Source organism: Caecibacter sp. AF58-12pH5A (genome assembly GCF_027681725.1).
GTDB lineage: Bacteria > Bacillota > Negativicutes > Veillonellales > Megasphaeraceae > Megasphaera > Megasphaera hominis.
Genome location: NZ_JAQDBC010000004.1, coordinates 111,738 through 126,928 on the forward strand (window position 1 = coordinate 111,738; position 15,191 = coordinate 126,928).

15 protein-coding genes and 1 tRNA gene are annotated in these 15,191 nt (G+C 50.6%); 3 read left to right on the forward strand and 13 right to left on the reverse strand.

The genetic code is table 11. The features are described from left to right. Positions 1-60: 60 nt before the first annotated feature. Positions 61-1,266: a CaiB/BaiF CoA transferase family protein gene (locus tag PGX44_RS03495; protein ID WP_498854275.1), complete on the reverse strand. Its 1,206-nt coding sequence runs from the start codon at positions 1,264-1,266 to the stop codon at positions 61-63. A 318-nt stretch (positions 1,267-1,584) separates the two neighbouring features. Here PGX44_RS03495 and PGX44_RS03500 point away from each other — a divergent pair, with 318 nt between their 5' ends. Then, the gene (locus PGX44_RS03500; RefSeq protein WP_498854276.1) at positions 1,585-2,508 is read left to right on the forward strand and encodes a Rossmann-like and DUF2520 domain-containing protein; all 924 of its coding nucleotides are present in this window, start codon (positions 1,585-1,587) and stop codon (positions 2,506-2,508) included. Continuing rightward, positions 2,462-3,289, forward strand: a complete 828-nt coding sequence (gene panB, locus PGX44_RS03505) for a 3-methyl-2-oxobutanoate hydroxymethyltransferase (protein ID WP_498854277.1) — start codon at positions 2,462-2,464, stop codon at positions 3,287-3,289. Before PGX44_RS03500 ends, panB begins: the two co-directional genes overlap by 47 nt. 159 nt (positions 3,290-3,448) lie before the next feature. Here panB and guaA read toward each other — a convergent pair whose 3' ends face one another. From guaA to PGX44_RS03545, 8 genes are all read right to left on the reverse strand, one after another. After that, a complete protein-coding gene (gene guaA / locus PGX44_RS03510) occupies positions 3,449-4,984 on the reverse strand; it encodes a glutamine-hydrolyzing GMP synthase (protein WP_186501971.1) in 1,536 nt (511 codons plus the stop codon). Between the two features lie 157 nt (positions 4,985-5,141). Further along, the gene (locus tag PGX44_RS03515; protein ID WP_498854278.1) at positions 5,142-5,693 is read right to left on the reverse strand and encodes a CBS domain-containing protein; all 552 of its coding nucleotides are present in this window, start codon (positions 5,691-5,693) and stop codon (positions 5,142-5,144) included. Further along, entirely contained in the window at positions 5,690-6,208 is a 519-nt protein-coding gene (locus tag PGX44_RS03520; RefSeq protein WP_186501969.1) for a CBS domain-containing protein, read from the reverse strand. Before PGX44_RS03520 ends, PGX44_RS03515 begins: the two co-directional genes overlap by 4 nt. 170 nt (positions 6,209-6,378) lie before the next feature. Continuing rightward, positions 6,379-6,858: a 23S rRNA (pseudouridine(1915)-N(3))-methyltransferase RlmH gene (rlmH, locus tag PGX44_RS03525; protein ID WP_498854279.1), complete on the reverse strand. Its 480-nt coding sequence runs from the start codon at positions 6,856-6,858 to the stop codon at positions 6,379-6,381. After that, a complete protein-coding gene (locus tag PGX44_RS03530; RefSeq protein ID WP_288201509.1) occupies positions 6,855-7,967 on the reverse strand; it encodes a S1C family serine protease in 1,113 nt (370 codons plus the stop codon). Before PGX44_RS03530 ends, rlmH begins: the two co-directional genes overlap by 4 nt. Next, positions 7,964-8,938: an MBL fold metallo-hydrolase gene (locus tag PGX44_RS03535; RefSeq protein WP_498854280.1), complete on the reverse strand. Its 975-nt coding sequence runs from the start codon at positions 8,936-8,938 to the stop codon at positions 7,964-7,966. The genes PGX44_RS03530 and PGX44_RS03535 overlap by 4 nt, the downstream gene beginning before the upstream one ends. Next, the gene (gene deoC, locus PGX44_RS03540; RefSeq protein ID WP_498854281.1) at positions 8,928-9,584 is read right to left on the reverse strand and encodes a deoxyribose-phosphate aldolase; all 657 of its coding nucleotides are present in this window, start codon (positions 9,582-9,584) and stop codon (positions 8,928-8,930) included. Before deoC ends, PGX44_RS03535 begins: the two co-directional genes overlap by 11 nt. A 223-nt stretch (positions 9,585-9,807) precedes the next feature. Beyond that, a tRNA-Ile gene (locus tag PGX44_RS03545) sits at positions 9,808-9,884 on the reverse strand. Between the two features lie 183 nt (positions 9,885-10,067). Here PGX44_RS03545 and PGX44_RS03550 point away from each other — a divergent pair. Continuing rightward, positions 10,068-11,261, forward strand: a complete 1,194-nt coding sequence (locus PGX44_RS03550; RefSeq protein WP_498854282.1) for an MFS transporter — start codon at positions 10,068-10,070, stop codon at positions 11,259-11,261. Positions 11,262-11,349: 88 nt separating this feature from the next. On the opposite strand, the gene secF is transcribed toward PGX44_RS03550, so the two are convergent. From secF to tgt, 4 genes are all read right to left on the reverse strand, one after another. Then, positions 11,350-12,303: a protein translocase subunit SecF gene (gene secF / locus PGX44_RS03555; protein ID WP_186502913.1), complete on the reverse strand. Its 954-nt coding sequence runs from the start codon at positions 12,301-12,303 to the stop codon at positions 11,350-11,352. Then, positions 12,300-13,535 (reverse strand): protein translocase subunit SecD, encoded by a 1,236-nt coding sequence (gene secD, locus PGX44_RS03560; protein ID WP_222433601.1) that lies wholly within the window; start codon positions 13,533-13,535, stop codon positions 12,300-12,302. Before secD ends, secF begins: the two co-directional genes overlap by 4 nt. A 156-nt stretch (positions 13,536-13,691) precedes the next feature. Beyond that, positions 13,692-14,024: a preprotein translocase subunit YajC gene (gene yajC / locus PGX44_RS03565; protein ID WP_498854283.1), complete on the reverse strand. Its 333-nt coding sequence runs from the start codon at positions 14,022-14,024 to the stop codon at positions 13,692-13,694. A 57-nt stretch (positions 14,025-14,081) separates the two neighbouring features. Further along, positions 14,082-15,188, reverse strand: a complete 1,107-nt coding sequence (gene tgt / locus PGX44_RS03570; protein WP_498854284.1) for a tRNA guanosine(34) transglycosylase Tgt — start codon at positions 15,186-15,188, stop codon at positions 14,082-14,084. Positions 15,189-15,191 lie beyond the last annotated feature (3 nt).

Consider the following 15,191-nt stretch of genomic DNA (forward strand, 5'->3'; position numbering starts at 1 on the left):
CCGTCATGCCTCAGGCAAAAACGGTCCGGGGTATTTATCCAGGCCTTTTTTAGGCAGCGGTCAAATAATTTTATCCTTGCGCAGGGCAGCTACTTCTTCGGGCGTGTAGTAAAGCATAGACGTGAGGTATTCTTCCGTTTCTTCTCCCAGTTCCGGCGCCCGTTTATAAATATCTGCATGGCCGTTGGCAAATTTGAAAACAGTGCCGGTCAAATGCATCATACCCGTTTTGGGTCCTTCTATGTCGACAAACATCTTTCTGTCTCCGGCAATATGGGGATCTTTTGTAATACGGGCAATATCGAAGACGACACAGGCCGGGCAGCCACTATCATTGAGAGCCTTTACAACTGCATCGGCTTTTTTATCAGCCGCCCATTCTTCGATCATCTGTTTCAGGATTACATGGTTCTGCAAGCGCAGGTCATTGGTTTGGAAGCGCGGATCGCCGGCTGCATCAGTGCGTCCCATTACCTCCAGCAAAATGTGGAACAATTTATCATTGCCACAGGCAATGACAAAGGTTTCATCTTGCGCTTTAAATGTATCATAGGGATAGGCTGCATTATACATGTTGCCGTTTCGTTCCGGTACCTTGCCCGTAGTAAAATACCACTGGGGCAGGAAATCGAGGCCGGCAACAACGGAATCGACTAAAGAAATATCGACTTTATCACCATGGCCGGTCTGCTGGCGGCGGATATACGCACTGAGAACACCGACCGTCAGATTCAGGCCGCTCAGCAGGTCCGCCATTGCCGGACCCGTTCGCGTCGGTTCACCACCGGGCCAGCCGGTCGTGCTCATGAGACCACCTACGGCCTGACCGACAATATCATACCCTGGTTTTTGCGAATACGGGCCGGTCTGGCCAAAGCCGGAAACAGCACCATAAATCAGGCCGGGATGAATTTTTTCCAGATCCGTATAGCCTAGGCCCATTTTGTCCATAACACCGGGACGGAAATTTTCCAAAAGAATATCAAAATGAGGCAGCAACTCCTTAAAGATTTCTTTGCCTCTTTCCGTCTTCAGGTTCAGCGTAATCGAGTTCTTATTACGGTTAAAAAGCTGGAACATCATGGATTCGCCATTTTGGAAGGGCGGATACGCCCGGGCATCATCGCCTACTCCCGGTACTTCCAGTTTTACCACTTCGGCGCCCATATCAGCCAGCATCATACCGCAATACGGACCGGCAATAACCCGCGTCATATCCAATACTTTTAAGCCTTTTAATACGTCAGGCAGTTTGTTTTGTTCCATATCCGGTTCCCCTTTCGTTGCTACAAACGGGATATCTTTACCAATAAAGCATTTTTATTATTAACAAATTTTAATTATTACCTATTTAAAGAATATCATATTATAAGGTCTGCTGGCAAGCATTTTTTTACATTCTTGTCTGCTGTACAGTGCATTCACTCCGGGCAAAGGCCTATGTTAATAACACATTGACAATGGTCTCCGTTCTATGCTAGACTTTGAAGCGATGGACGGTATTCCTTACGGAAGCTGTACTGCATATATCTGAATCAGTTCTCCACCGTAACTGTGTCATGCATCACCGAAAGGGGTGATTACATGAAGGTTGGTTTTATCGGAGCGGGAAAAGTAGGTTTTACACTGGGAAAATATTTTTGCCAGCACGGCGTTGAAGTTACAGGTTATTATAGCCGCAACATTCAATCGGCTCAAAGAGCGGCAGCATTTACGGCATCAGACGTTTACTCGGAAAGAAACGATCTGATTGCTGAGAGTGATGTATTATTTTTCACAGTTCCCGATGGTTGTATTGCTTCTGCCTACGAAGCGGTACGTAATGAAACGATTCAAGGAAAAATCTTTTGTCATTGCAGCGGGGCCATGACTGCAGACGCAGCCTTCCCCGATATAGAGCAGCGTGGAGCCTTTGGCTTCTCCGTTCATCCGTTAGTTGCTGTAAGCGATCCCTATGAAGCTTACCACGAACTGGCGGATGTTTTTTTTACGCTCGAAGGGTCTGAGAAAAAGCACGCCTTCTTTCAAGCGTGGCTGGAAGGGCTGGGCCTGCACGTGCAGACCATAGACGGCCACAAAAAAGCAGCCTATCACTGTGCAGCTGCCATTGCCAGTAATTTGGTCGTCGCCCTTTTCGCCGAAAGCCAGTCACTCCTCGAAGAGTGCGGCTTTACGCCGGAAACAGCGCGCCAGGCCCTCTCGCCCCTCTTTCTGGGCAATGCCCGTCACGTTGCTCAGGCGGGACCGGTAGCAGCCCTGACGGGACCTGTAGAACGAGGCGATGCAGATACGCTGCAAAAACACATGCGCATCCTGCCGTTCCCAGACCGGGAGTCGTATGTACTGCTCTCACAAAGGCTGGTCGCCTTAGCCGAGCAAAAGCATCCCACGCGGGATTACACGGCCATCAAATCATATATACAACAGGAAACGATGCGGTTTCCCGGAAAGGATGATTCCTATGAAAAATACGGTACGAACCTTTGCAGAAATGAAAGAACGCGGTGAAAAGATTTCCATGCTGACGTGCTACGATTACTCCACAGCTAAGCTGCAGGAAAAGGCCGGCATCAATGCTATTCTCGTCGGCGACTCCCTGGGCAACGTTATGCTCGGTCTGCCGGATACGTTGTCCGTTACGATGGAAGACATGATCACCTTTGGTCATGCCGTAGCCCGTGGCTGCCACGACACGATGGTCGTTATCGACATGCCTTTCATGTCTTATCAGGTTTCTATCGAACAGGCTGTAACGAACGCCGGCCGCCTCATGAAAGAAGGCCGTGGCAACGCGGTCAAGCTCGAAGGCGGCGCTGCTGTATGCCCGCAAATCCGGGCTATTACCGACGCCGGTATTCCGGTCATGGCTCATTTAGGCATGACGCCACAATCGGTCAATTCCCTCGGTGGCAACCGCGTCCAGGGCAAAAATGAAGAAGCAGCCAAACAGCTCATCGACGACGCCCTGGCCATTGAGAAAGCCGGCGCCTTCTCTGTCGTTTTAGAATGTGTACCGGCCAAATTAGCCGCCCTGATTACGAAAAAACTGACGATTCCGACCATTGGCATCGGCGGTGGTGCCGGCTGCGATGGCCAGATTCTCGTCTACCAGGATATGCTCGGCCTCTTCAGCGACTACACGCCAAAATTCGTCAAACACTTCGGTGAAGTTGGCGCCGCCATGGAAGCGGCCTTTACGGCCTATGTCAAAGAGGTACAGGCCGGTACCTTCCCGGATGATGCCCATTCCTTCAAGATCGATGACGACGTCATGGAACGGCTGTACTAAAAAACAGACTTTATAAAAAAAGTCAGGTGACTCGTAGCCAATCTCTTCCATGAGCCCCCAACTTTTATATAAAGAAAAACAAGCTCCCCTATGAGGCACACAAATGGTACGCTCATAAAGGAGCTTGTTTTATATCAAAGAACCAGCATTATGCAGGCCTTATTCCCATTCAATGGTGGAAGGCGGTTTGCTCGTAATATCGTAAACGATACGGTTGATGTGGTCTACTTCGTTGACGATGCGGCTGGAAATCTTGTCGAGGACATCGTAAGGAATACGGGCCCAGTCAGCTGTCATGAAGTCCGTCGTCGTAACGCCGCGGAGCGCTAAGGTGTAATCGTATGTACGGAAGTCACCCATAACGCCGACAGACCGGTTATTGGTGAGAACGGCAAAGTACTGGTTGATAGAGCGCTGCAAGCCTGCATTGGCAATTTCTTCGCGGAAAATAGCGTCGGCATCACGGAGGATAGCCAGCTTGTCCGTTGTAATTTCGCCCATAATGCGGATAGCCAGGCCCGGGCCCGGGAAGGGCTGACGCCAAACAAGATAGTCCGGCAGGCCTAATTCGGCACCCAGTTCGCGGACTTCATCTTTAAAGAGGTTGCGCAGCGGTTCGATGAGGCCTTTGAAATCGACAACTGCCGGCAGCCCGCCTACGTTATGATGGCTCTTAATGACGGCAGCATCGCCGGCACCGGATTCGATGACGTCCGGATAAATCGTACCCTGGGCGAGAAAATCGACAGCGCCGATCTTGCGGCCTTCGTCTTCAAAGACACGGATAAATTCTTCGCCAATAATCTTTCGCTTCCGTTCCGGATCGGTGACACCGGCCAATTTATCGAGGAAACGCTTAGAGGCGTCGACGCGGATAAAATTCATGCCGCTGTCTTTAAAAGCGCCTTCTACTTCATCCCCTTCGTTTTTACGCAGGAGGCCGTGGTCAACGAAGATACAGGTCAGCTGATTGCCGACGGCCTTAGAGATAAGAGCCGCTGCGACGGAGCTGTCTACGCCGCCGGAAAGAGCCAGAACGACCTTGCCTGTACCAACGGTTTCCTTAATCTGGGCCACTGCTGTCTTGGCGTAGTTAGCCATTGTCCAGGAGCCGCTGCAGCCACAGACTTCAAAGAGGAAATTGTGCAGCATTTCCTTGCCGTGTTCCGTATGGAGTACTTCCGGATGATACTGCATAGCATAGAGCTTCCGTTCCGGATTCTGCATCGCCGCAACAGGGCAGTTTGCCGAGTGAGCAATAATGGAAAAGCCTGCCGGCAGGCTGGCAACGTAGTCCTGATGACTCATCCAGACAACTTCCCGTTCTGCCAGGCCCTTAAACAGGGGCGATGTCGTATCTACCGTCGTTTCGGTCTTGCCGAATTCGCGCCGGTCTGCATGTTTTACTTCCCCGCCCAGTGTCTGGGCCATAAACTGCATGCCATAGCAAAGGCCTAAAACCGGAATACCTGCGGCAAATACGTCTGCCTCGATTTTCGGTGCGTTGTCTTCATATACACTGGCCGGACCGCCCGTAAAAATAATACCCTGGGGCTGTAATTCCTTAATCTTGGCCATTGCCTTCTGGTACGGATAGACTTCACAATATACGTGGTTCTCACGCACGCGTCGCGCGATAAGCTGATTATACTGACCGCCAAAATCGACAACAATGATGAGTTCTTTGTTATCCATTAGTGCCTCCTCTGAATTGGTACAGACAGGTAATCCTGTCTTCACTTTTAGTAATTTATATATTATAGCACAAGGCCTATAGAGTGACTAGGGCAATACGGGTGCACAAACAAAAAAAGCGTCCTTCTGGGCGCTTTCTTTGTGTATCTCTTTGCTGTTACTGCTGTGGTTCTACTTTCGTCGTGCAGAATTCCTTGTATAAATCCTGAAGGATATTGGTACGCGTAATGATACCGACAACCCGGTGGTTTTCTACGACAGGCAGTACCTTTAAATGTTCAATAACCATGACACCGGCAATCTGTTCCGTATCCGCTTCCGGCGTGGCAATAATCACGTCTTTCGTCATGATTTTTTCACATGGTTCGTCCATCAGTTTTTTGAAGTCCTTCGCGTAGCCATTCATGCGGTTCGTGAAGATCTTAGAACCGATGATTGACAGCGACCGTGGTACGTGTGGTTTCGTCTGTTTATACATGAGATCCGCACTGGTAATGAGACCGATCAGATGGTCTTCTCCGTCGACGACGGGAATTGCCATGAGCCGGTATTTGATAAACATACGAAAGACCTTGCGTACAGGCGTATCGGGTGTAACCGTCAGGAATAATTTATACATGACGTCACGCACTTGCACGACAGGCCGGTTCTTTGGGTCTATCGTACCGTTAAGTACGGCGCCGCTTCGCTTATCCTGGTCTTCACTCATTCGTTCAGGTCTCCTTTCTCTTCTGCTTCTACGCCGTCTTCCAGACCATCTTCCCCGTATTCATTATACAATTCGTCAAGGATATTGCCACGGGTGACGACGCCGACAACGTGCTTATCTTCTACAATAGGAATGACCTTCAAGTGTTCTGCCACCATGACGCCGGCAATCTGTTCAATTGCCGCATCGGGAGCAGCAATAATGACGTCTTTCGTCATCATTTCTTTCGCCGTGCAGGCCATGAGTTTTTTAAAGCCCCGGTTATAGGCGCTAATACCGCTATAGTAGATGCTGGCGCCCAAGAGGTTTACATAATGGGGTACATGGGGTTTTACCTTTTTGTACAAAAGATCCGCGTCGGTAACGATGCCTACGAGTTCTTTATTTTCGTTGACAATAGGAATTGCCGTTATTTTATGTTTGACAAACATGTCTACCAGAGCAAAAACCGACGTTTCCGGATGGGCCGTTACAAACGCTTTTTCCATAATATCCGCTGCTGTACGTTTGGCCATAATATCCACTCCTTTTTTATACGAGAACAGGGCACCGTCGTACAGGGTGCCGCTCCGTTCTAGTTCCATTATAACATCTATATATAAAGAATTAGACAAAAATTGTCGATTTCCTGCTTTTCTCCTGTAAAAAAACGAGAGCCAGTCCTGTGACGGAATGGCTCTTGGTTTTATAAATGGTATGGTTCGTGCCGTTCTATTTTAATGGCCCTGTAAATCTGTTCCAAAAGCAACAGACGGATCATCTGATGGGTCAGGGTAATACGGCCAAAGGAAATACGACTGCCGGCCTGGCGGCGCACCGCATCAGAAAGGCCAAAGGGGCCGCCAATGATAAACGTCAATTCACTCGTACCGTGCAGCGCCAGATCGGAGAAAGCAGCAGCCAGTTCTTCTGATGAAATGAGCTTGCCGCCTACGTCGAGAACGAAGAGATACGAGTCAGGCCGCACGCGGGTCAGCATTTTTTCGCCTTCTTTTTCAAGGACAGCCGTTTTCTGCGCCTCTGACGGATGGTCCGGCATTTTTTCTTCCGGCAGGATGGTCAATTCCACTTTACCGTACGGCCGCAGCCGTTTCAGAAATTCATCCAGGCCAGCTGTAAGGTATGCTTCTTTCAGCTTACCTATGCCGATAATGTGGTATTTCATCCGTTATCCCCCGTATTGGCTGGTGCTTCCTGCAAGGTGACGTCCGCCGTCTGGGATGAGCCGTTGCGGGTATACGTGACGCTCACAGTGTCACCCGGTTTTTGTTTGCTTAAGGCCGTCTGGATATCACTGAAGCTCTTAATATCCGTATCGCCGATCTTCGTGATGATATCACCACGCTGGAGTCCTGCCTGATCGAGCGGTGCCCCGGCAATGACGCGATATACATATACACCATCGCTATTCATTTGCAGGCCAAAGCGGGCAGCCATCTGTTTATCCAGGCCGTAGAAGCCCATGTATGGACGGGATACCTTGCCATATTTAATGAGATCTTCCAAAATCGGCCGGGCCGTGTTGATGGGAATAGCAAAGCCCAGGCCTTCGACGCCTTCCTGGGAAATCTTGGCACTGTTGATGCCCATGACCTTGCCATCGGCGTCCACTAAAGCACCACCGGAGTTGCCGGGGTTAATAGCTGCATCGGTCTGGATAAGTTTCATGCCTTGTCCTTCCGCACCGACAGTACGGTTGAGCGAGCTAATGACGCCGGCCGTAACGGTCCCCTGGAATTCAAGGCCCAGCGGATTGCCGATAGCAATGGCCGGTTCGCCGACCATGAGGGTATCACTGTCGCCAAATTCAGCCACCGGCAGGTTATCCACATTGATTTTTACGACAGCCAGGTCGGTCTGGGCATCGCGGCCGACAACGGTACCTTCCGTGCTCTGGCCATCAGCCAGGGACACGATGACCGTTTTTGAATTGCCTACGACGTGATTATTCGTAACGATATAGCCTTGCTTATCGAAGATAATGCCTGAACCCACGCCTTCACCGACGAGCACCTTGCGATTAAAAATGTCCCGGTTATAGACCTTCGTCGTAATCCCTACGACAGCCGGGCTGACCTTTTTGGCCGCCTTGACAATGGCCGTATCACGGGCATTGGAGATTTCCCCACCCTTCGCCGGTTCCTGAAGCTGGTTGACCGGCCCTTGATAGGTCTGGCTGAAGTACATATCGTGGAGCTTGTAGCCACCGACGATACCGGCGCCGATGAGAACCACCGCCACGACGGCGGTCACCAGTTTTTTGTGTTGCATCATAGTACATTACCTCCGCTCTGAAAATGCACGGAGCCACTTGCCGAAGCCAGACGCAAAAGAACGTCCTGGCCAATGACGACACCGCAGTCCGCCAATACGCGGCGCATGGTGTGTACGGTTATGGCTGGTGTATTATTATGTTCACTGCGATGGGCCAGTAAGACCTTAGTCAGACTGCGCCGGGGCAGTTGTGCCAAAAATTGGGCTGCCGTCGTGTTAGAAAGATGCCCCTGCGGGCCGAGAATACGCTGTTGCAGCGCATAGGGATACGGACCATGACGCAACAATTCTTCATCGTGGTTGGCTTCCAAAATAAGGATGTCCGACCAGGCCGCGGCGGCCATAACAGACGGTGTAATGATGCCCAAATCCGTAGCCAAGGTTATTTTACAGCCTTCATGATAGACAGAATAGCCAACGGAACGAGCCGCATCATGGCTCGTAGCGAAGGGCCCGACCTGCACTTCGCCGATAGAAAGACGACGTGGGAGCTGTACAAAGCAGTTCTGGTACGCGGCTACCTTGGGTCCCATAGCCCGCCAGGTTTCTGCTGTCGTATAGACAGGCACGTGCGTACGCTTCAATAAGACCGGCAAGCCACTGACGTGATCCGTATGCTCGTGCGTAATGAATACGGCATCGAGGTCACTCAGCTCCGCCCCAAAGCGGCGCAAGCCTTTTTCGATCCGCCGGCAGCTGATACCTGCGTCAATCAGTAAATGTGTATGGCCGCAGCGGATATACGCCGCGTTGCCACGGCTGCTGCTGGCTAAGAGACTAACCAGGCAGTCACCATGGTGACTGACCGTATCGTTCCCCATCTCAATCTCGCCGCCGTAGATTTCACCCGGTTCAGCCAGGGCTGCAGGGCCGGCCGTTATTTCCGGTATAGCTGTACCGGTTTCTGACTGGCCACGGTAACGGCCAATAGCCCGGGCCATTTGTACTAATCGGAATTCACTATCGGTCATTATTTTCTCCCGCCACAATCGCTATACCTGCACTGGCGCCAATGCGATCGGCACCGGCAGCGATGAGCGCTTTTGCCGTTTCATAGTCGCGAATACCTCCGGACGCCTTGATTTTCGCCTGGCCGCAAACGGTTTCTCTCATCAGTGCTACATCAGCCATAGTGGCACCGCCATGGCCAAAACCGGTCGAGGTTTTTACATACGCCGCTCCGCTGGCAACGGCAGCCTGGCAGGCTTTTACTTTTTCTTCATCCGTCAAGAGTCCCGTTTCCAAAATGACCTTAACAGGATGGCCTGAGGCCCTGTCTACGACCTGGCGGATGTCCGCTTCTACGTAGTCCCAGTCACCAGCCTTAGCCCGGCCGATAGGCAGGACCATATCGATTTCATCAGCCCCATCGGCAATAGCAAGAGCTGTTTCCTGTGCTTTTGCCGCTGACGCCATGGCACCTAAGGGGAAGCCGACGACAGAGGAAACGAGGACAGCTGTACCCGCAAGGGCTTCCTTAGCCAGGCTGACGTACGACGAATTGACGCACACGGCGGCAAAGCCATAGGTCCGGGCTTCTTCGCAAAGACGGCGGATAGCCGCCGGTGTTGCTTCAGGCTTTAAATTTGTATGTTCAATATACGCTGCAATGGACATAGTATGTAACTCCTTCACAGTTTTATAAGCAAAATACAGCAGGCCCAGCCTGACCAGGCGGGCCTTCATAGGTAAAAATACTTCTCTATGAATTATAATTATAGCACATTTCCCAGGGCAAAAAAAACACCTTTTCTGCGCCAAGGAGAGGTGCCCTATCGTACCGCCAGCGGCACATAAAAAAATGAGCCCGGTACGCTACCGGACTCATGACACAATACTATGGTGGGCCTAGGTGGACTTGAACCACCGACCTCACGCTTATCAGGCGTGCGCTCTAACCAGCTGAGCTATAGGCCCATGCCTTGCGACTCGTTTAGTATACCACATTATCTATGCTTGTCAACAGCTATTTTTTCTTTTCATGTTTCTGTCCTGTTCCCTCTTATTACAGCAACTATAAGGCAATGCTTTTACCTACCATTTCCCCTGCTGCTATGGTACAATGGGAATAAATTTAACCATAAAAAGAGGGTGTTCCGTATGAAGAAACTCGATCCTCATGTGTACCTGTTTACCATGGGGCATTTTTCTGTTGACTGGGCCCAAGGGGGTATCCCAGCCTTACTGCCGTATTTCATATCGTCGTGCAACCTGAACTATCAGGAAGCAGCCGGTATTATTTTTGCCAATATCCTCCTTTCCTCTGTCACACAACCGCTGATTGGCTATTACTCCGATAAAATCTCCAAGCCCTGGCTCGTACCCTTAGGCTCCATTCTCTGTGGCCTGTCCCTGACACTGCTGGCGTTTACGACCAATTATTGGTTCATCCTGTTCTTGTCCATGATCAGTGGTCTCGGCGGCAGTCTCTTCCACCCGGAAGCGGCCCGCATGGTAAACCGCATTGCCGGCAAATTAAAAGGCCAGGCCTTGGGCAGCTTTTCTGTCGGCGGCAACGCCGGCTTTGCCGTTGGTCCTATGGTTGCCGGGTTCAGTGCCTATACCTTTGACATTCATGGCCTCGTCATTTACGGTATTGTCAATCTGATCATTGCCACCATTATGTACCGGCAAATGCCAACGGTTCTGTCTATGGCGGCAGCTGCCGATCAGGCTGAAGCCAAGGCACACCCCAACGCCGTTCACGAAAACGACTGGAAATCCTTTAGCAAACTGACCGTGGTCATCTTTGCCCGTTCTATTGGCTTTACCTTGTGTAACACGTTCATTCCTATTTTTTGGATTACCGTTCTGGGCGCCTCGGCCACAACAGGCAGTCTGGCCTTATCCATTCTCTTCTCCATGGGCGTCGTCATCACCTTCCTCGGCGGCGTTATGGCCGACCGGTTCGGCTTTATCCGCGTCATGCGCGGTTCATTCCTGCTCATGATTCCTGCCATGTTTTTTCTCGTCAACAGTTCCCAGCTCTGGCTCGCTACGCTGCTTCTGATTCCTGTCGCGTTCTCGCTCTTTGCCCCATACAGTCCTATCGTCGTATTAGGGCAGACCTTCCTCGGTAAAAATGTAGGCTTTGCATCGGGTATTACACTCGGCCTGAGTACGACCGTAGGTGGTCTTCTTTCGCCTATCGTCGGCTGGGGCGCTGATCTCTACGGTGTCCAGACGGCCCTGCAGATTCTTTGGATTTGCGCCATCATCGGTTGCATCTTCGCGTTTCTCGTACCGACGCCAAAGAGCTGGCTAGCCCAGGAAACGGACCGTGCTGCCCGCTGAACAATACACGAATACTAAAAACACCCCTGTATTCCAATGGAAACAGGGGTGTTTTTGTTATAAGAAGGCAGCTGGCAGTAGCGGAAAATCACGCTTGTTCCGTCGCCGTTTCTGCATCCGTGTCTTCTTCTATTTCTTTTTCAGCTTTAGGACCACGGCGGCTGTTCTTGCTGTGGTTCTTCCATACAACCCAGAGGGACGTATCGACACAAATGGAGCTGTAGGCACCACTAATGAAGCCGATGAGCATGACCAGGGAGAAGTTCTTCGTCGAGTCACCACCGAAGAAATGAAGGGCGCCACAGGCAAAGAGTACCGTCGTCAGCGTATAAATACTGCGGTGAATACTCTGGGCAATACTGTCGTGAGCCAGTTTTTCATACGTATCGGTCCGCCGGTGGGTACGCGTATTTTCGCGGACACGGTCGAAGATAACGACAGCTTCGTTCATGGAGTAGCCGACAACGGTCAGGATGGCCGCCAGGAAGGTAGCATCAATTTCCAGATGGAAAAATGAGAAGACGCCGAGTACCATGATCAAATCGTGCAAAATAGAAACGATGGCCGAAATGGCAATTTTGTATTCGAACCGGAATGTAATATACGCTGCTAAGGCGATGAAAGCTACGGCCAGATTGATAATGGCATTCTTCGTAACTTCCGAGCCGATAACGGCACCGACCGATTCCGTCCGTTTTACTTCGGCACCGCCGAGCTGATTGCTCAGATCGTCAGAAATTTCCTTGCTTTCTTCTGACGTCAGGTTACGCATGCGGATCATGACGTCCTGGGACGCATCCTGATCGGTAACACCGGAGAGCTGGATAACGCTGTTGCTCAGGTTCAGTTTAGATGAGTCGACGACGTTACGCACCTGTTCAACCGTGACAGGCTGTTTGAACTGCAGATCCAAAATCGTACCGCCCGTATAGTCAATGCCGAAGTTAAAGCCATTGACAAACATGGAAACGATACTGAAGATAACCAGTACAGACGAGAGGGTGAACCACCATTTTTTATGAGCTACAATGTCAAATCTCATTTCAGTCCCCCCTTATTCTTCATGTGTTCCGGCACCTTGCGGTTCAGTCCATAGAACCAGGGATTGGTAACCAAGCCCGTATTGATGAACCACGTTAAAAGCGAACGGCTGACGACGATGGCCGTGAACATGCTGACGATAATCCCCAAGGCCAGGTTGACAGCAAACCCTTTGACAGTGCCACTGCCCATGACAATGAGGACGATAGCTGCAATCATGACGGATACGTTCGCATCGAGGATCGTATTAAAGGCCCGTTTGAAGCCCGCTTCCATAGACGTTCGCAAGCTCTTGCCAATGAGCACCTCTTCCTTAAAGCGTTCAAAGATGAGGATATTCGCATCGACGGCAAAGCCCATAGAGAGAATGACACCGGCAATGCCCGGCAGGGTCAGCGTTGCATCGAGATACTTCAGAATGGATAAGAGAATCAGGATATACACGAGCAAGGCAATGTTGGCAACCAAGCCGGAAATACGGTAAATAATGATCAAGAAGACCATGATCAGCACGATGCCGACGGCAAAGGCTTTTTCCGATTTTATCTTGGAGTCCTGCCCCAGGCTCGGCCCGATTGTCCGGACTTCCATAACCTGCAATTTGACAGGCAGGGCGCCGGAACGCAGGAGAATGGCCAGGTTCTTCGCATCCTCTAAGGTACGGCTGCCCGTAATAACGGCTTTACCGCCCGTAATCGGTTCGTTGACGACCGGATCCGTCAGGACCTGGCCATCCAGGGTGATGGCAATTTTATGACCGACATTAGAAGCCGTCAGGTCAGCAAATTTCTTTGCCCCTTCATCGGTAAATTCAATAGCAACCACGTTTTTATGGCCCTGATCGATCTGTTCCTTTGCATTCTTCAGATCCGAACCGGTCAGGCGCGTTGTCCCCGATTCATCTTTAAATTCCATGACAGCCGTTTTACCAATCGTTTCGATAGCCTTTTCCGGGTTCTTTTCTCCAGGCAGTTCGACGATGATCCGGCGTGCTCCTTCTTTCTGTACTAATGGTTCCGTCAAACCCATTTCATTGATACGGCGTTCGACGATGGTCACGGCACGGTTCAGGGAATCCTCCGTAACCGGAGCGTCCGGCGTATCGACGGCTTCGAGAACGATGTGTGTACCACCTTGTAAATCCAGGCCCTGCTTGATCGAGTTGGCCAGCGGATAAATAAAGGTGACGAAAGCCGCGAGAATGATGATGACGGCACCAAAAAACTTAATCATATTTCGGGTCCGCAAAAGCTCTCCCCCCTCTTGGGAAACAGATAATAGCAAATATAAAATCCGTAGCCGGTCCGGCTAAACGGCAAGCAGGGAACAGGCCTGTACAAAACAGGACTGTTCCCCTATGAGACATAGCCGGGACAGCGTCAGACCGGTTTATTTCATTTCTTCTTCTTCACCGGCAATTGCGCTAATGGATTCTTTCGTCATTTTAATTTCTACTTTGTCAGCAATACGGATACGGACGTAGTCGTCTTTAATTTCCGTAATTGTACCATAAACACCACCCACAGTAACAACTTTGGTATTTTTCTTCAGGCTGGCAAACATTTCCTGGCGTCTTTTCTGCTGACGTTTCTGCGGGCGATAAAGGATGAAATAAAAGAGCAGGACCATAAAGAGCAATGGCCACATCTGTCCTAAATCACCAAAAATGCCAAGGTTGTCATAGCTTGTCAAACCATTAAAGAAATTTGCAATAGAATCCACAGTTTTTACCTCCTACAAAAAGAAAATATAAGATATGTTCATGATGCTGCGCATGGCTTATGCATCTTGATACCGTTTCCAAAAATCCTGACGAAATTCGCGGAACGTGCCATTGAGAATGGATTGCCGCATATCGCGCATAAAGCTTAACAGGAAATAGAGATTATGAATACTGACCAGCCGGTAAGCCAGCAGTTCTTCCGCCTTAAAGAGGTGGCGGATATACGCACGCGTATAATTGCGGCACGTATAGCATTGGCAGCCTTCTTCAATGGGCCGGAAATCCCGGGCATAGGTGGCATTTTTTACAGTCAGGCGTCCTGTATGCGTCATAGCCATGCCGTTCCGGGCCACCCGCGTGGGGAATACGCAGTCAAACATGTCGACGCCGCGGGCTACACCTTCGACGAGACAGTCCGGTGTGCCGACACCCATGAGATACCGGGCTTTGTTTTCCGGCAGGTACTGCGTCGTATTATCCAATATATCATACATTATATCTTTACTTTCGCCAACACTCAAGCCGCCGATACCATAGCCGTCAAAATCCATATCGACCAGGTCTTCACAACTCTTTTTACGCAAATCCTTATACATGCCGCCCTGAACAATACCAAAGAGCCCCTGCGTATCCGTGTGATGGTGATCCAGGCAGCGCCGGGCCCAGCGGCTTGTCCGTTCCGTCGAAAGGAGCGTATACTCATAATCTGACGGATAGGGAATGCATTCGTCAAAGGCCATAGCAATATCCGAGTTAAGGGCCATCTGGATATCCATAGACACTTCCGGAGAGAGGAATTTTTTTGAGCCATCCAGGTGACTGCGGAAGGTAACGCCTTCTTCCTTAATTTTGCGCATCTGCCCCAGACTGAACACCTGAAAGCCGCCGCTATCCGTTAAGATAGCCCGTTTCCAATTCATGAAGCGATGCAGCCCGCCGGCCTCCTTGACCAAATCTTCGCCAGGACGGAGAAAGAGATGATATGTATTGCTGAGAATAACCTGAGCCCCCATATCATACAATTCTTCCGGCGTCAGCGTCTTCACTGTCGCCTGCGTACCGACAGGCATGAACATGGGTGTCTTAAAGGTGCCATGAGGCGTGCGCAAGAGGCCTGCCCGGGCGCCGTCACATTCGGCCTGCAATTCGTAGGTAATGACCATAAC